Source organism: Rhodovibrio salinarum DSM 9154 (genome assembly GCF_000515255.1).
Taxonomy (GTDB): Bacteria; Pseudomonadota; Alphaproteobacteria; order Kiloniellales; family Rhodovibrionaceae; genus Rhodovibrio; species Rhodovibrio salinarum.
Window position 1 is genome coordinate 3493163 of sequence record NZ_KI911559.1, and the last position, 17201, is coordinate 3510363.

Annotated in this window: 15 protein-coding genes; 10 read left to right on the top strand and 5 right to left on the bottom strand. The window is 66.1% G+C overall.

Annotation, left to right across the window (positions count from 1 at the left end; translation table 11 throughout):
- Positions 1 to 57 precede the first annotated feature (57 nt).
- Both RHOSA_RS0116190 and RHOSA_RS0116195 read left to right on the top strand, forming a co-directional pair.
- Positions 58 to 1041: an HpcH/HpaI aldolase/citrate lyase family protein gene (locus RHOSA_RS0116190; RefSeq protein WP_027289501.1), complete on the top strand. Its 984-nt coding sequence runs from the start codon at positions 58 to 60 to the stop codon at positions 1039 to 1041.
- Between the two features lie 155 nt (positions 1042 to 1196).
- Complete coding sequence (locus RHOSA_RS0116195; RefSeq protein WP_027289502.1) at positions 1197 to 2150, top strand: esterase-like activity of phytase family protein; 954 nt, start codon at positions 1197 to 1199, stop codon at positions 2148 to 2150.
- Positions 2151 to 2237: 87 nt separating this feature from the next.
- Here RHOSA_RS0116195 and rpmB read toward each other — a convergent pair whose 3' ends face one another.
- The 4 genes from rpmB to RHOSA_RS0116215 all read right to left on the bottom strand — a co-directional run bounded on the left by rpmB (position 2238) and on the right by RHOSA_RS0116215 (position 4633).
- Entirely contained in the window at positions 2238 to 2540 is a 303-nt protein-coding gene (gene rpmB / locus RHOSA_RS0116200) for a 50S ribosomal protein L28 (protein ID WP_027289503.1), read from the bottom strand.
- 198 nt (positions 2541 to 2738) lie between these two features.
- A complete protein-coding gene (gene meaB, locus RHOSA_RS23025) occupies positions 2739 to 3764 on the bottom strand; it encodes a methylmalonyl Co-A mutase-associated GTPase MeaB (protein ID WP_051432224.1) in 1026 nt (341 codons plus the stop codon).
- A complete protein-coding gene (locus RHOSA_RS0116210; protein ID WP_027289504.1) occupies positions 3761 to 4189 on the bottom strand; it encodes a VOC family protein in 429 nt (142 codons plus the stop codon). Before RHOSA_RS0116210 ends, meaB begins: the two co-directional genes overlap by 4 nt.
- Before the next feature lie 93 nt (positions 4190 to 4282).
- A complete protein-coding gene (locus RHOSA_RS0116215) occupies positions 4283 to 4633 on the bottom strand; it encodes a MarR family transcriptional regulator (RefSeq protein WP_027289505.1) in 351 nt (116 codons plus the stop codon).
- 681 nt (positions 4634 to 5314) lie between these two features.
- Between RHOSA_RS0116215 and RHOSA_RS0116225 the strand changes: the two genes are divergently transcribed.
- The 8 genes from RHOSA_RS0116225 (at position 5315) to bcsN (ending at position 15527) form a co-directional block, all read left to right on the top strand.
- Positions 5315 to 5665, top strand: a complete 351-nt coding sequence (locus RHOSA_RS0116225; protein ID WP_027289507.1) for a hypothetical protein — start codon at positions 5315 to 5317, stop codon at positions 5663 to 5665.
- 43 nt (positions 5666 to 5708) lie between these two features.
- Positions 5709 to 6467 (top strand): P-loop NTPase family protein, encoded by a 759-nt coding sequence (locus RHOSA_RS0116230; RefSeq protein ID WP_027289508.1) that lies wholly within the window; start codon positions 5709 to 5711, stop codon positions 6465 to 6467.
- The gene (locus RHOSA_RS0116235; RefSeq protein WP_027289509.1) at positions 6467 to 6991 is read left to right on the top strand and encodes a hypothetical protein; all 525 of its coding nucleotides are present in this window, start codon (positions 6467 to 6469) and stop codon (positions 6989 to 6991) included. The genes RHOSA_RS0116230 and RHOSA_RS0116235 overlap by 1 nt, the downstream gene beginning before the upstream one ends.
- 68 nt (positions 6992 to 7059) lie before the next feature.
- On the top strand, positions 7060 to 9279 hold the full coding sequence (gene bcsA / locus RHOSA_RS23030) for a UDP-forming cellulose synthase catalytic subunit (protein WP_051432225.1): 2220 nt from the start codon (positions 7060 to 7062) through the stop codon (positions 9277 to 9279).
- Positions 9269 to 11692, top strand: coding sequence for a cellulose biosynthesis cyclic di-GMP-binding regulatory protein BcsB (locus RHOSA_RS0116245; RefSeq protein ID WP_027289510.1), 2424 nt, complete (start codon positions 9269 to 9271; stop codon positions 11690 to 11692). The genes bcsA and RHOSA_RS0116245 overlap by 11 nt, the downstream gene beginning before the upstream one ends.
- Positions 11679 to 12749: a family 8 glycosyl hydrolase gene (locus tag RHOSA_RS23035; protein ID WP_051432226.1), complete on the top strand. Its 1071-nt coding sequence runs from the start codon at positions 11679 to 11681 to the stop codon at positions 12747 to 12749. The genes RHOSA_RS0116245 and RHOSA_RS23035 overlap by 14 nt, the downstream gene beginning before the upstream one ends.
- Positions 12737 to 14722, top strand: a complete 1986-nt coding sequence (locus tag RHOSA_RS0116255; RefSeq protein ID WP_027289511.1) for a hypothetical protein — start codon at positions 12737 to 12739, stop codon at positions 14720 to 14722. Before RHOSA_RS23035 ends, RHOSA_RS0116255 begins: the two co-directional genes overlap by 13 nt.
- Positions 14688 to 15527, top strand: a complete 840-nt coding sequence (bcsN, locus tag RHOSA_RS0116260; RefSeq protein WP_027289512.1) for a cellulose biosynthesis protein BcsN — start codon at positions 14688 to 14690, stop codon at positions 15525 to 15527. The genes RHOSA_RS0116255 and bcsN overlap by 35 nt, the downstream gene beginning before the upstream one ends.
- Before the next feature lie 60 nt (positions 15528 to 15587).
- On the opposite strand, the gene RHOSA_RS0116265 is transcribed toward bcsN, so the two are convergent.
- Positions 15588 to 16925, bottom strand: a complete 1338-nt coding sequence (locus RHOSA_RS0116265) for an esterase-like activity of phytase family protein (protein ID WP_242468854.1) — start codon at positions 16923 to 16925, stop codon at positions 15588 to 15590.
- Between the last annotated feature and the right edge of the window lie 276 nt (positions 16926 to 17201).

The window sequence follows — 17201 nt, forward strand, 5'->3', positions numbered from 1 at the left end:
GGGGAGGCGGCACGTTTCGCACCTGCGAAACAAACGATTTGTGGGAGGGGTACCAGCATGAGTTTCAAGACGGTCCAAGAAGCGCCGGCGCGCCTGAACCGGAGCGAGCTGGCCGTACCGGGCAGCTCGGAGAAGATGCTGCCGAAGGCCGCCGCGTCCGCCGCCGACGTGGTGTTCCTCGATCTGGAGGACGCTGTTGCCCCGGACGACAAGCCGCAGGCCCGCAAGAACATCGTGCAGGCGTTGAACGAGCTCGACTTCGGCGACAAGACGGTGTCGGTGCGGGTCAATGGCCTGGACACGCCCTACCTGTACCGCGACGTGATCGAGGTGCTGGAAAACGCGGGCGACCGGCTGGACCTGATCATGATCCCCAAGGTCGGCACCGCCGCCGACGTCTATGCCGTCGACATGCTGGTGACGCAGGTCGAGCAGGCGATGGGCCGGAAGAAGCGGGTCGGCTTCGAGCTGATCATCGAGACGGCGCTCGGCATGCAGAACATCCACGAGATCGCCGCCGCCAGTCCGCGCAACGAGAGCCTGCACTTCGGCGTCGCCGACTACGCCGCCTCGACCAAGGCGCGCACGACCGCGATCGGCGGGCCGAACCCCTACTACGGCGTGCTGACGGATACGCCCGAGGACGGCGGTGCCCGGGACTACCATTGGGGCGACATGTGGCACTACGCGATCGCGCGTATGGTGGTCGCCGCGCGCGCCAACGGCCTGCGCCCGATCGACGGCCCGTTCGGCGACTTCTCCGACGCCGAGGGTTTCCGCGCCCAGGCGAACCGCGCTTCCGTGCTGGGCTGCGAGGGCAAGTGGGCGATCCACCCCAGCCAGATCCCGCTTGCCAACGAGATCAACGCCCCCTCCGACACGGACGTCGAGCAGGCGCGCGCCATCCTGGAAGCGATGGCCCAGGCCCAGAAGGAAGGCAAGGGCGCGGTCACGCTGAACGGCAAGCTGATCGACTTCGCCTCGATCCGCCAAGCCGAGCAGCTGGTCGAAAAGGCCGACATGATCGCGAAGAAAGGGTAGCGCGGTTTCCTTCAGGGAACGCGATTTGGGCGCGCGGCCTCGTCTCCTCAGCGGCAGACGAGGCCGTGATGCACAATCAATCCCACCCTGCCCTACGCGTGCCGGCCTGTCCCACGTATAACGGACCCGCGTTCCACTCCCGTCAGAGGTCCGTCATGCTGCGCCTGTTGCCGCTCCTCCTCGTAGCGCTGCTGCTCGCCCTGCCCGCGCGCGCCGAGAGCATCCAGGTGGAGGCATCGCCCGTCAGTCTGCACGACGACCGCGAGGTCGAGAGGATCGGCGCGCTCGCCTGGCGGGCGGGCTATGCCCTCACCTCCGACAACCCGAATTTCGGCGGCCTGTCCGACCTCGCCTTCACCGCGCAAGGACGGCTGCTGATCGCCGGCGACAAGGGGTATTGGGTCGATGCGCGGCCGACGATGACGGACGGCCACCTGGCAGGGCTCACCGATGTGCGCATGGGCGCCTACCGCAAGCTGGACGGCGCTCCGGTCACGGAGGGCTGGCAGAAGGACGGCGAGTCCCTGACCCTGATCGATGGCGTACCGGTCGTCGGCTTCGAGCAGTTGCATCGGCTGCGCGCCTATCCCGATGGGCTGGACGCCCGTGCCACGCGCGTGCCCGAGCCCGAAGGTCTAGCACGCGCCAACGGCAACAAGGGAGCGGAGGCGCTGACCCAACTGGCGGACGGGCGGTTGCTACTGCTGGTCGAAGCGCGGCTGGACGACGGCGACCGGGATTACACCGGCTGGCTGCGCGGCACAGATGGCACGTGGCGCGCCCTCCAACTCGCCCGCCGGGCAGGCTACCGCCCGACCGGTGCGGCGCAGCTGCCGGGCGGCGACCTTGTGGTGCTGACCCGCGCTTACAATCCGCTCGCCGGTGCCCGCGTGCGCCTGCAACGCATCCCGCTTGAGACGGTAAAACCGGGCGCGCGCCTGGACGGTCCCGAACTGGCGCACTTCCGCGCGCCCTACATCGTCGACAATTTCGAAGGCGTGGCGGCGCGGCGCGTCGACGGGGAGACGCGTATCTACCTGCTCTCGGACGACAACTTCAACTTCTTGCAGCGCACCCTGCTGCTGGAGTTCGCGCTGACCGGCGAGTGAGCGTGATCACTGCGACGAACAAACACGAACGGCCCGCGAGGGGCATCCCCCGCGGGCCGTAACGCGTTCAAGGCGCAAGGGCGTGCGTTAGGCCGCAGCGCCTTCCTGCTTGGCCTGGACCTTCTCGATCCGACGCTTGATCTTCAGCGCGTCCGGGCCGAGGTCCTTGTCCTTGGAGGTCATCAGGAAGTGGTCGATCCCGCCGTTGTGCTCGATCGTGCGCAGACCCTTCGCGGCGATGCGCACGCGCACCATCTCGTCCAGGATGTCGCTATAGAGCGAGGTGACCTGCAGGTTCGGCAGGAACCGCTTCTTCGTCTTGTTGTTGGCGTGGCTGACGTTGTGGCCAACCTGAACCGCCTTGCCGGTGAAGCTGCAACGGCGTGCCATGGCGTTCGATCCCGCTTGCTTGCTCGTGGTGTGCGTTGGCGCCGGGCGCACAGGCGACCGGGGCGCGTATCGCCCGCGCCATCCAGTCCGCCGGATCCCCGGGCCCATAACCCTTCGGGCCGGCACGCGTGCCAGCCAACGGAGGCGGGTTCTAAGCGCTTGCGCGCGCGGCGTCAAGGCTGCTGGCATACGCCGTGCCTATTGGGCCGCCCCCTGCTGACGGCTATCCTGCGCATCCGACGGCGAATAGCCCAGGAAGGTCTTGAGCAACCGCCGCGCGGCGGCCGCGGCCGGCAGATCGCCACGCGTGACCGCACGCTCCAACTCCGGCAGGTCGCGCGCCACCTCCGGATGCTTCTTGAAGGCCGCGATCAGCGACTCCTCCAGCTCGTTCCACATCCAGGCGCGCGCCTGCCCCGCCCGCCGCTCGGCGAGCGCACCGCTCGCCTCCATCGCCTGGCGGTAGTCCTGGATCTTGGCCCAGACGTCGTCGACGCCCTTGCCGCTCAACCCGGCGGCGGTCAGCACCGGCGGCTGCCAGCTGTCGGAGGCCGGGCGCAGCATGCGCAGGGCGCTGCGGTATTCGCTGGCAGCGGCGTTGGCGGCGTTCGGGTCGACGTCGGCCTTGTTCACGACCAAAAGGTCGGCGATCTCCGAGATGCCTTTCTTAATGCCCTGCAATTCGTCGCCGCCGCCCGGCAGCAGCAGCAGCATGAACAGGTCGACCATATCGGCCACGGCCGTTTCCGATTGCCCGACGCCGACCGTCTCGATCAGCATGACGTCGAAGCCCGCGGCCTCGCACAGCAGCATGACCTCACGCGTGCGCCGGGCAACGCCGCCCAGCGTGCCGCCGGTGGGCGACGGTCGTACGAAGGCGTCCTTATCGCGGGCCAGCTCCTGCATCCGGGTCTTGTCGCCCAGGATCGAGCCACCGGAGCGCGAGGAAGTCGGATCGACCGCGAGCACGCCGACCCGGTGACCGGCATCGATCACGTGCCGGCCGAAGCTTTCGATGAAGGTCGACTTGCCCACACCCGGCACGCCGGAAATGCCGATGCGCGTCGACCCGCCGGTCAGGGGCAGCAGGCGTTCCAGCAACTCCTCCGCCAAGCGGCGGTGATCGTCGCGCGTGCTTTCCACCAATGTGATCGCGCGGGCGAGCGCGCGGCGGTCGCCCTGCGGAATCCGGTCGGCAAGCGTCGCGGGATCGTGTCGGCTCATTCGGCGCTCCCATCGGACGCCCCAGGACCGAGCGGCTGGCCGTAAGAAAACTCGACGATATTGCCGTCTGGATCTTGCAGACAGACGAACCGGCCGACCGGATAGCCTTCGTCCACCGGCTCCATCATCAGGCAGCCACGCGCGCGTCCGACCTCGGCCATCTCGTCCACGCCCGCGGGCCGCGCAACCGCGAAACCGATGTGCGAGAAATCGCCTGCCGCGCGCTGGGCGCCCGGGCCGCCCGGCAGCAGCACGAGCACGAAACTGGTCTCCTGCCCTGCTGCGGCCATCCAGACAACCCGGCCATCGCCCGAGCCGGCGGCACGTTCATGCACGATCTCAAGTGCGCACACATCGCGGTAGAACGCGATGCAGGCTTCGACGTCCGCGACGTGTAAAGCGATGTGCGTGATCATGGCGGTCATGGCGCCGAGGAGCCTAGCGCGCGCCCGCGCGCCGGGCCAAGGGAAGGTCGTGCGGCACGGAACGCCAGGCTGCGTCGGGCACGCGCATCGCGCCTACACCTCGCGCGCCTTCTGGCTCGCAACATCGGCGAACTCGCGCAGGAAAACGGAACCTTTCACGGTGCGTTGAACGAATATGCTGCGCTTGTCGTCCTCGTCCTTGCGCCGGCGCACGAAGCCAAGTTCCTCCAGCCGGTCGACCGCGCGGGTGATCGCCGGCTTGGAAACACCCAGGGTACCGGCAAGGCCGCGCACCGTATGCGGCGGCTCGGCCATGAACACCTGCAACAGCACGGCCATCTGCCGCGTCGTCAAATCCGGCTGGCCACGGGCCATGCCGGCCAGTACGACGGCGTGCCACAACGCCAGGGCCTGTCTGGGGTCCAACTGCACGGCTGCCGCCACTCCGCCCGCCACTCGTTACATGACCGCAACGAGACTACCTGAGCGGGCAGGCACACGCCAGAGCTTCAAGGACGGCTGCAGACGAATTCGCCAAGAAACTTCTGAGTTTAGACATCCACCGTGGCGTCCAGACGCCGGGCGACCCGGTCGGCGGCGGTCCGGCACGTCCCGGCGCGCGGACAGGGATGACGCTCGAACAAACAGGTGTCGGCGACCCGGTTGAAAAGTAAACGAGCCGCGGCGACCTGCCCTTCATCCAACAAGCGTTCCGCTTCAACGAACAGATATGTGCAGGTTTGCGAACCATCCCAAGGCATGGCGGAACGGTACCAGACATACCATGGCATTCAAGCCGCACGGTCATGCACAACGCAATATTTAACCGGCATGTCACGAATCCGAGCCCCGGGTGCGGGATCGGCCCGAACCAACACCCATTCCGACCTGCAATAAGGTGTCCGTCTCCTGGCTGGTAGCCAATCAAATGGACCAAGCCCAGAGAGGTCGTTTAGAGGCGTTGTCGATACCGACCACCTCGTCCACCTTCTATTAAGGATGCTTGCGCTAATTAGAAGCATCTGAATGCAACAGGCATCTCCGTGCGAGAACTATACGGAGATATGCACCTAAAAGTAGCAGAACGCAGGCCCCTTTCGACTTAAACGTTGAGGAGACTTCGTCTTGACGGAAACGGACCGCCATTCGACCTCGGCCCAGGAAGGCGTCAGCCTGCAAGAGGCGGATACCGGGCTGGCGTCCCGTCTCGAAGCGAAGTTCGACATGCTCCTGGCACAGCTCTCCAGCATATCGAGCGCACTCGAGAGCCTAACCCAGTCCAACAACGCACTGGCGGAAAGCATCCAACAGTCTGCTCGAGAAAACAGCGCGGCAAAGGGTGGGGACACGCACCGGCCGCCTGCAAAAAACGCTGGCGGCCTTTCGGCATTGAGACGCCAGCGACAGCAGGAAGAAGCCCTCATCTACGGAGACGAGGCCCACGGGTCCCGCGCCACCGGGCGGGACGAATGCTAACCGGCGATCCGCATGCCCCAGGGTACGAACCTACGGAGTTCCGATGCGTAATATAATCGTATGTAACGACAAGGGCGGGGTCGGCAAGACGCTCGTCACGCATCTGCTTGCGCTGGTACTGCTGGATCAGCACGAACCCTTTCGCATCATCGAATGCGAAAAGATGCCACGTCTGCGCAAGCTGTTCGGCGACCTGGTCGACTACCGACCGATCGAACGGCAAAAGGTCTCGGAGATCTACGAGAACCCGGACATCTTGTTCACCTACTGGGACGAGATCGCCGAGAAACTCCAGGACCGGAAACGCAGCCTGGTCGACATGGGCGCCGGCGTAACCTTCCCGTTCTGTCGGTGGGCGCAGGCCAGCGGGCGCGAACTGCTCAACAACGGCGCCAACCTCACGATCCTGATCGTGACCACGGCCGAGCAGGAATCCTGGCGCACCGCGAGCAACAACGCCCACGTGCTGCGGGAACTGTTCCCGGAAGCCGAGTTCATGGCCATCTACAATCAGCGCGATGGCAAGTTCTTCGGACACTCCGTGGGCCCCTTCCCCGGCGTCCCGTTGAAGGCGGTGCGCATCCCAGCGTGGCCGTACCTTCAGAACGCGGGGCGCTTCGATGAGCTGGTCCAAAGGCCATCGCGGGAGGTCGCGCGCACGTGCGATATCCCCCTCGGGACGGCCGCGCGATCGATGTACGCCTTCGCAGACTGGCTCCTGGATTCCACGGACCAGCTCGCACCGGTGCTTGGCGAGGAGATCGCCGCGATCCCGCAGTCTCCGCAGCTGGTGCGCTCATGATGGCAGAGCCAGCCGGCCTGCGCGCACGCGTCGAACGCGAGCGCGAACGCGCCTACAGCGAATGGCAGGCCTGGGCACGCGAAACGGCGGAAGCCCTGGTGCAGCTGCCGCAAGACGAACGGATGCGCAAACTCCGCGAGCATCAGGAAGACCTGTCGGAAGAGGCCTGGTATCGCGTCGCTCAGTCACTCGTCGCAGCATCCCGGGAAACGGACGCGCCCAAACCGAAATCCGTGCCCGCCGCTCACGACGGCGATACACCGTCGCCGCGCATGCACGTCCCCCCGCAAACGCCGGCGGGGCCGCCCCCGCATGCGAGCAACACGAACGCGCAACGCCAACCGACATCCGAACGCCTCGCCCCGCACCCCCATAGCCCGGACCGCCGCGCCCCGGTCGACACGGCGGATGGGGCGCCGAAGCGCGGGCGTGGCGGCCAACTTTACGACCTGCTGGTCGGGCTGGTGACGATTGGCGCGATCGCTGGCGGCCTGATGTGGTTGCTGTCGGGCCAGGTCAACTAACCCCCGCCTGACAGGCGCGCCGCCCATGCGCCACCGGGTATCCGCCCTCCAACGATCCGCTTTAGCCAATGACCAGCATTCTCAGTGTAATCGCGGCAATCGCTCTGATCGGGCTTGCGGCCCTGCCGTTCAGCTTGGCGATCAACGGCTTCCTGAGCGTCGTGCTGATTACCGTGATGGTCTTGGTCAAGGTTCTGGGCGGGCGCGAGCGCTGGCGGATCTTCTTTGTCCTCGTGGGCCTGTTCCTGGTCACCCGCTACCTGATCTGGCGCACCACGCAGACGATCCCGCTCGACGCGGACTGGGGCACCTTCATCCCCGGCGTCCTGCTGTATGGCGCCGAGGTCTATACGATCATAATGCTACTGATCGGCTTCTTCGCGGTCGCCCGTCCCTGCCGCTGGCCAACGCCGCCCCTGCCGGACGATCCGGAACAGTATCCGACCGTCGATGTCTTCGTGCCGAGCTACAACGAAGACCGTGCGCTGCTTTTGACCACGCTCACGGCCTGCCAGCAGATGCGCTATCCGAGATCGAAGCTGCGCGTCTACCTCCTGGACGATGGCGGTACCGACGAGAAATGCCATGCGGCCGATCCCGAAGCGGCGGCCGCGGCCCGCGCCCGCCGCGCCGAGCTGCAAGCGATGGCGCAGGAGCTCGGCTGCGGCTACATCACCCGCACGCGCAACGAACGCGCGAAGGCGGGGAACCTCAACAACGCCTTCTGGCAGACCGGTGGCGATCTTGTCGCCGTTTTCGACGCGGATCACGTGCCCTCGGCGGCGTTCCTCGAATACACGGTCGGGCACTTCCTGACCGATCCCAATCTGTTCCTGGTGCAGACCCCCCACTTCTTCCTGAACTCGGACCCGCAGGAGCGCAATCTCGGCTCGTTCGCCCGCCAGAACAGCGAACACGAGATGTTCTACAACACGGTCCAGCCGGGGCTGGATAACTGGAACGCCACCTTCTTCTGCGGCTCCGCGGCGGTTCTGAGCCGGGCCGCGCTCAAAGAAGCCGGCGGGTTCAGCGGCAAGTCGATCACCGAAGACTGCGAAACGGCGCTGGACCTGCATGCCATGGGATACACCAGCCGCTACGTCTCAACGCCGCTGATCGCCGGGCTGCAACCGGAGACACTGAAGACCTTCCTCACCCAGCGCACCCGCTGGGCGCAGGGCATGGCCCAGATCTTCATCTTCAACAATCCGCTTTTGAAACGCGGCCTCTCCCTTGCTCAGCGCCTCTGCTACATGTCGAGCATGATTTTCTGGCTGTTTCCGTTCGCCAGACTGATCATGGTTTTGGCCCCGCTTATCTTCTTGTTCACCGGCGCGAAGATCTACGTTGCCGGGGTCGACGAATTCATCGTGCATACATTGCCGGCTCTGGCCGCGGTGCTCATGATCTCGCACTATCTGTACGGCGCCTATCGCCCGCCGCTGGTGTCGGAACTCTATGAATTCATCCAGTGCACCTATCTTGCGCGCGCGCTCGTCCAGGTCATCCTGCATCCCAAAGCCCCGAAGTTCACCGTCACGCCGAAGGGCGAGTCGATGGACACGAGCCATCTGTCGCCGGCCGCAGCACCGCTGCTCGGACTCAACGCACTCATGGTCGTCGGCTTCGTCGTCGCGGTCGGACGGCTGATCGAACAGCCCGACCTGCGCGACGTCTACGCCATCGTCAGCACCTGGAACCTGATCAACCTCCTGATCGGATTGGCCGCCCTGGGCGTGCTGCTGGAACGCCCGCAACGGCGCAAGATGCCCCGCACGGCCGTGAACCGACCCGCGATCTTGCTGAACGCGGACACGGAGGTGGCCGGCCACGTCGTGGACGCCTCGGCGACCGGAGCACGTATTTTCGTGGCGGACCCGGTCGCGGTCTCGATCATCTCACCGGGCGATCTCATCCGTCTGGCGCCAACCACCTACGGCGCGCCGCAATCCGATGCCGGTGAGCCCGATAGTGTCGCCTTCGAGGTGATCGGGGTGCACACCCGCAACGGCGGGACCGACATTCGCGGACGGTACGTTCCCCGCACGCTGGCGGAAGAACGCGTCATGGTCGACATCGTGTACAGCGACCATCGTCCCTGGATCGCGGCCACGCGCGAGCGACGCGAAACCAGCAGCTTCCTGGCCGGTTTCGGCCGGTTCGTCCGGCTCAGCCTTGCCGCCACCGCCTTCTTCATCCGTTGGACCTTGTCAAGCCGGCGCCAGGATGACTCAACGCCGACGCGTGCACGCCAGCGCCGGCAGGAAGGTTTCGTCGATGGTGGCTAATGCCGTGCGGATCGCCGCGATAACGGGGCTCGCGCTGCTCGTCTGCGCTGGGCCGGGCTTGGCCGACGATACGCCGACGGTCATCTACCCACCAGCCACCGACGAAGCCCCCGCGCCCCCCACCGCCAACCCGGCGATGCCCGGGCCCGAGCGCGCCACCGGCGGAGCTGGCCGCACGGCCTCATCGGATCAGATCTCGCCGCAAGCCGATCGACGCCTGCCGGCGCCCCCCATGGCGTATGGAACCCTACGGGAAAACGCCGCCGCCCGACAGAAGACCGTGACGCTCAAACCGGCGCTGAACGTGGACGGTCTCGACGACCAGCTACGCCTGACGGGTGCACGGGCGCGCCGGGACATCGTCTTCCAGGTCCCTGAGCCCGAACGGGTCGAAAGCGTCCAGTTCGTCACCCAGTTCCGCAACAGCGCGGATGTTCTCCCCGATGACTCGCGCTTGGCGATCGAACTCAACGGGGAAACGATCGCACAGGTTCGCCCGGCGGCGCTCACGGGGCCTGCGGAGGTGAAGGTTGAGGTTCCACCAGGACTGCTGGACTACGGCCGCAACACCCTAACCTTCGCCGCCTGGCACACGCACCGGGTTGCCTGCAGCGTTGCATCGAACTTCGATCTTTGGAGCGACATCGATCTGGATGCGACACGGCTGGCGCTCCGCTACGCCGACCCGGCACCCAGGGTGACAGCCGCAAATCTTGCGACCTGGCTCAATTCCGGCGTCTTCAAAGGTCAGGCGATCCGCTTCCTGGCCCCGGAATCGACATCGCCCGAGCGCGCCACCCAGCTGAGCGGACTGATCGCTCAAGGCTTCATCGCCCGCGCAGCGACCAAGGACCTGCGGTTCGACACCGCGCGTGTCACGCTCCCGAAGCAGGCCCGTCCGCCTCAGACAGCGTACGGCGGCATCGCCGTGCCGCAGCTCAAGCCCGGGATCTACGTCGCCGTGGACACGCGCGACGAGGTGGCCACGCTTGTCGGCAGCCCAGTGGCGCGTGACATCGTCGGCCCGCACGTCTCCCTAAATCCGCTCGGCGACACGGCGGACCGGGCGCTGCTGCTCGTCTCCGGACGGACCACCGAGGAGGTCTTGATCGCGGCCCGGCAATTCGCGGGCATTGCGGGCGAGACGGTCTCGCCGATCCCAGAGCCATCACGCGCGAAGCTGATGCCGCCGCACAGCACACAGACCTTCACCGACCTCGGGCGGCCGACCCAGGCGTCGAACGGTGTTGTCCTGAATGAAAACCTGGAATTCCGGTTGCCGGCGGCACTCTTCCCGCGGCGCGAACACGACGGCGTCATCGACCTGCGCTACCGCCATGTCGGCACGGTCGGCCCGGACGCCCGCTTGATCATCCGCCTGAACGGCCGAATTCTGAAAGTGGAAGACCTGCAGCCGGGCAATAGCGTGCAGGAGGAACAAACCACCCTGCGTCTGCCCATGACCAGCTTCAGGCCCGGGCTCAACACCCTAGGTTTCGAGGCGCTTACTCCCGTCGCCGACGGTGAGCCCTGCCCGAGCGCGCTTGGCAATGACGGCAGTCCACCGCGCTTCGAGATCGATGGCGCAAGCCGGCTGTCCTTCAACGACATGTCGTTCCTGTACCAGATGCCCAACCTGCATCTGACCGGCACGACGGGCTTCCCCTATTCCGGCGAGCGCGGGCCGGTGGTCCTGGAAGGCGATTTGCGCCAGGAATCGGTACGTTCGGCACTGATCACGCTAATCACGAACCTGCGCGATCGCAGCGATGCGAGTTTCGATCTGACGCAGCCCGCCGACGACCGGGGCGCACGCGATACCCTGGCGGCTGCGACCATCGAGGCGGTCCGGTCGGACTTGCTCAATGGCGCACCGGTCGATCGCACGCGCCTTGCCGAAATCCTGGGAAGGCAGACGCAACGGCAACCGCAGACCAACTCCACGCAAAGCAGGCTTGAGGCCTGGGTCTCCGAGCAGCTTCAGGCATTCTACGACTTGATCGGCGTCGGCCCGGAATCGGCCCCGGACTTTCCGGTTACGTTCGCCGTCCTGCAATACGAGATCCCGGGGTCCAAGGGACATAGCCGCACCCTCGTGATCGCCCGCTCCAACCAGGCGCTGTCGCGCGCGGCGGAACGGCTCAAGCAGCGGGCGGTTTGGGGCCAACTGGACGGCGCCGTCACCTTCTTCGGCAGCGATGCGAGAGAGGTCATGAGCTGGCGGGCCCGCGACCGCTACTATATCTCCCGCGGGACCGTCGACATCGGCACGGGGATGCTGATCGTCGCCAACTGGCTGGGCGACCGGCCCTGGATCCTGGCCGGTCTTATCCTCGGGCTATGCCTTGTTTTCGGGTACCTGCTCTACAGGCTTCTGGAGAAAACGGGCCGGGGATATCATGCCGAAGTCTAGCCGCCCGCGTTGGCCCGTTATCGGCGTGATCGCCTTGATGACGTCGATCTGTACGCCCGCCGCCGCCGACACCTGTCCGCCCTGGGAGGCGTTCAAGGACCGCTTCGTCGCGCCCAGCGGGCGCGTCGTCGATACCGCCAATGATGACATCAGCCATTCCGAAGGCCAGGGCTACGGGCTCGTGCTGGCCCAGGCGCACGATGACCCGGGCGCGTTCGCGCGGATCTTCGAGTGGACCTACAGCCGACTGATGATCCGCCAGGACGGGCTGCTTGTGTGGAAATGGCAGCCGAAGGGCCCCGACCATTATCCAGACCCGAACAGTGCCAGCGACGGTGATCTGCTGGTCGCCTATGCCCTTCTGGAAGCGGGTGAGAAATTCGATAACCCGGACTACACACGCAGGGGCGAAGAGCTGGCGCGCGCGATCCGTGACACCCTCGTGCGCGAGGTCGGCGGCTACACCGTGCTGCTGCCGGGGCCGGAAGGGTTCGTGCACGAGAACGACCACGTCGTGATCAGCCTGGCGTATTGGATTTTTCCGGCCCTTGAGCGCCTCGCCGCACGGCCGGACGGGGCGATATGGCGAGAGCTCGCCGAAGACGGCCGCAAGCTCTTGCAAAAGGCGCGCTTCGGGCGCTGGAACCTGCCGCCGGACTGGGTCGTGCTGACACCCGACGGCCAGCTTCGCCTGCCCGAGCCGGACATGTTCCCTGGGGTCTTCGGATACAATGCGGTGCGCATCCCGCTCTACCTGCGCTGGGGCGACACCCCGATTACGAGCGAACTGCTGGCGCCCTTCCGCGATCTCTGGACGGGCTCTGGCGCGTCCGGCAGCCTGCCCCTAGAGGTCGACCTGCGCAGCGACGAGATCCTCAGCGCCGGCCCCAACATCGGCTACGCCGCCGTGCGCCGACTCGTGACCGGGAGCCCCTCAGCGCCAACGCCGGACGAGCTTGGCCGCGCGTTGCGCGATGAGAACGTACAGTACTACGGCGCGGTCCTGAGCCTGTTGGCCTGTCTTGCCGAGGGCGGGGAGACGTCATGCGGCTGTTAACCCCTACGCTCCTGCTCAGCCTGATGGCCAGCAGCGTATTGGCGCTGTGCGATGCCCATGCGCAGGACGGCGGGCAATTGGAAATCGTGCCGCCCGCGTCGATCGACGCGCGGGAGTTCCGGTCGCAACGCCGGTCGGGCGAGATCACCGCCAGCGATCTGGCTGCCCTGCGCTACTACAAGCAAAGCGGCCAGGATGCGAAGTTCCAAGCCGAGGTCGAGCGCCTACAGCGGATCAAGCCGGGCTGGACGCCACCCGAAAACCTGGGCGCGGAACCATCGGGGCCGAACGTGCAGCCGCTCTGGGACCTGTACGGCGAGGGTGCGTACGCCGCCGTGCGCGCGCGCATCGCCGAGCTGCGTCAAGCCAACCCGGACTGGCAACCGCCTGCGGACATGATGCAGGCGCTGGAACGCGCCCGGCAGCGCCAGCGCCTAGTCAGCGCTTCCGACATCGGCGCGCAGGACACCGTAATCCAGATTGCCGAGGCCAATCCCGGCCTTCTGACCTGCGAGTCGATCGACCTGATCTGGCGCACGGCGGAGGCCTATGCGGCGACCGACCAGCCCGAGCGCGCCCGCACACGCTTTGCCAGCGCGCTGCGGGACTGCGCGGCTCCCGAGGCACGGGTCGCGACGCTCGAAAAGGCGCACGCCGCCCTGCCGCCGGAAGCCACCCGCACCCTCCTGAGCGTCGCCAGGAACGTGGCCCAGAGACCGGAGACCGAACGCGCAATCGCCCGGATCGAAGGCTATCTCGACCAGTCGAGGCTGGCGGCCGCGGCCGACGGACAGGTCAACCTGAGCAGCGCCGAGTTGGCCCGGTACGGCGATCAGGCCAAACAGGCCAACGATCCGGAAACCGCCAGCACGCTTGGCTGGTATCACCAAAAGCGCAAACAGCACCGACAGGCCCAAACGTGGTTCGAGCGGTCCCAGGCCTGGGGCGGCGGCAGCGCGTCGGGTCTGGGGCTCGTGCTGGCGCTGCGCGACCAGGGCAAGACCGAACAGGCGGAAGAAACCGCGCGCGCCCATGCCGGCAACCGGCAGATACGCGACCTGCTGGTCGGCATCGCAACCGACCGGCTGGCCAACGATGGCACCGTCGGCCCAGAACATCTCAAGCGCTACGCAAGCCTGGCGACAAGGTACGAGAATGCCACGCTCGCAATGGCGCTCGGCTGGGAGCACTACAACAGTCAGCGCTTCGACCAGAGTGCGGACTGGTTCGCCAGGGCGCTGACCTGGGCACCGTCGGCCAAGGCCGCGGAAGGGCGCGTGCTGGCGCTGTCCCAGGCCGGACGGCTGGAAGCGGCACGCGAAACGCTGAACGAATGGCGCGACCAATATCCTGAGATCGCGGACACGCTGGAGGTCGGGGATCCGGCAAGCCCGCTGATGCAGGCGATGCAACGCGAGGACTACGGCGCCTGCCTGGCGGAAGCCCAGGGTATCGAAGGCACCGCCGACTATGGCGCGGCGGAAGCCGTGGCCTATGGGTGGTGTCTCGTCGGGCTCAACCGGCACGTCGAAGCGGAAATCCGGTTCGAACAGGCGCTCTCGCTCCTTGATGAGAAACAGCAGGCGGGCACCGACTGGGTCCGGCTGCGTCGCGACGCCCTGCTCGGACAGGCGACCTCGCTGATCACCCTGGGACAAGTCCAACGCGCCATGCAGGCCCTGCAGGACGCCGACCTGCCCCAGGAGCAGACGGACCGTCTGAAGGCCCAAGCGCTGGCGAAATACGCCTATATCGCGATGGAACGCCAGCGCTACGCGGAGGTCTTGCGCATTCTCGAGATCCGGCGCCGGTACGCCGCCCCGACGCGCGGGCTCAAGGTCATTCAGGGGTGGGCGAACTATAACCTTGGGAACAACGGCCGTGCCGCCCAGATCTTCTCGGACCTCAACATCCAGTTCAGCACGGAGGACACCCGCCATGCCCTGGCCGTGGTTCGCAAGTACACGCGCTAGGCCGACCCTCGGCGGGCTGGCGGCGTGCGCGCTCCTCGGCCTGACGCTCGCCGCCTGCACGGCCCCGCAGCGCTACGAGGACCGCCGGGAAGCCGTGGCACCGCTCTGGCAGCAAGCGGCGCCGGCCGACACGGTGTTCGAGATCGTGGCGCCGAGTTCGGGCACGTCCGCAGCGCAGTCTTCCGAGCCAGCGGAGAGCGATGCCCGTCCCGAGCTCACAGCCATTCGTGGCTTCGTGCGGGTCTACGATTTCGGCGAAAGCCACCGCCTGATCCTGTCCAACAACACGAGCATTCCAGGCTCGAACGAGGTGATCGCCCACCTGCGGCCGCCGCGCCCAGGGCTCGTCTCTTCGCTCAGCCGTCCCGAGATCCGCACCCGCGTCCCCAGCATCCAACCGGACCGGGAATGGCTCCACTCCGAGATCCAGGAGCAGTTCCCCACCGACTATACGGCAAGCGGGGTTCGAACGGCGCAGAATGCCTACGGCGACTATGCCTATGTCGTGCTCACGGGCGATGGCGACGCCACCTGCCTCCTGGCCTGGCAGCGTCTGGTCGAAGGCCAGTCGGAGGTCTTCCTGCCGCGCGGACTGTCCAGCGTGTTCACCACCCTGCGCTATTGCGATGCCGCCCAACCGCCATCGCGAATCGCGCAAGTCTTCCAGCGGATCCAGCTGGATTTCCTCGCAGCGAGACCAGGAGGCGACGCTGGGCGACTGCCGAGCCGCTGGGGCCAGGAAACGCCGTCCCCGCAAGGGCGCAACGGTCGCTCGAACGACCCCTACTGGCTGCCTGGCTTCTAGAATAGGATCGGGCGGAACCGCCGCCTCGCAGCCGCCCCGCCCGATCGCACCGTTCTCGTCTTAATCCTGCAGCGCCTGCTGCAGCAGGCCCGGCGTTTCCAGCAGGATCAACTCGTTGTGGTCCTGCGCGCCGAGCTTACGACCCATCGAGACGCCGTAATTATTGTCGTTGCCGACGATGATGTGCCGATCGTCGACCATGTGGACGTCCTCGATCGTCACCAGCGGGAAGGTGAAGCGATCGCCCTCGCCGCCCAGGACGGCCTTATCGTTCGGGTCCTGGATGTTCATCAGATCAATGTACCCCAGCTTCTTGACGAACCCGCCGTCCTCAACGCCTTCGAAGCTGATCGTATAGACACGTTTGAACTGCGCGGGCTTGTTGAAGCAATCGGCGGTCGGTGCCCCCTCGCACGCCTGGGCTGGCACGCCTTCCCCCCAATCGCGCTCGATCACCAACGCGCTATTGTCGTCGATCATGTTGAAGTCGCCGATCGACAGGCCGTCCTGCTCAAGCTGATACTTGAAGCTGCGGCCGGTGAACGCGCCCTCGGAAACGTCAAACTCGACGATCCGCAGGTAATGCCCCTCTTCCGAGGACTCGTAGCCGCCATCGCGGTACAGCGGGCCTTCGAACATCGGATACAGCGTCTCGCCGTCCGGGCTGGCCGCCATGCCCTCCAGACCGCGACTGCGGCGCACCGAGAAGTCGACGGAACCGTCCGGCTCGGTCGGCAGCTTGAGCGCGAAGTGATCGGGCGAACGCACGATCTCGCCACCGACCCGCACTTGGTGGAAGTCCGTGATGACGCCCTCGGGCGTGGTGGCGAACAGGTAGGGACCGAACTCGTCGCCGAACCAGAAGCGGGTTTCGCCGTCCGCGTTCTCGACGATCTGGAAGCTTTCCGGATCGAAGTCGGCACCGGTTAGGTAGCGCGTTCCGGTGTTTTCGTTGGTGAGCTGGAAGGGCACGACCTTGTTCGGGTCTTTGAGGTAGATCGCCTCCTCCAGCTCGACCTCGCCACGATCCCAGTCCGGGGCGACCTTGTGGACCATCAGCATAGCGTCCGGTGAGTTTGCCTTGTTGCCGAAACCGTTGTCCGCCATGACGTAATAGGCGCCGTCGCCGGCCGGCTTGATGCCGGAAAACCCCTGGACCGGCTGACCCGCGTGCGGCCGGTCGGCATCGGTCAGGCGCGGTGCACCGTTGGCCGACATGAACGAGCTCGTCTCGATGCTCCCCAACTGCTCGGTGCGGAGGTTGTCCGGGCCCGCGAACTTCGCCGCGACGCCGAGCGCATCCGGCGCATCGTCCGGGATCGGCACGAAGGTATCGGCCTGCAGATAGGCATGACCGGCCAGCGTTGCCTCATGCGCCTGCTGCGCGGACGCGGGCATCGCGCTGCACACACCGGCGGCCAACATTATATTCATGAAGAGAAACGTACGCTTCATACGAATGATCCCTGTCCTTTGTAACGGGTGAATGCCGCTCGCACACACGGCGTGGGTAGGGATGCAATCGAAGCGATGAAAAGCTTTTTGCGGGCACATGAAAGTTTACTGACAGCGTTTACTCCTCCAGTGAATTGATATTATTTTGACTGTGATAATAGCGGCTGAACGCCTTGAGTATCCCCCGACTCATGAAAACCGTTTGGAGCTGCACAGGCC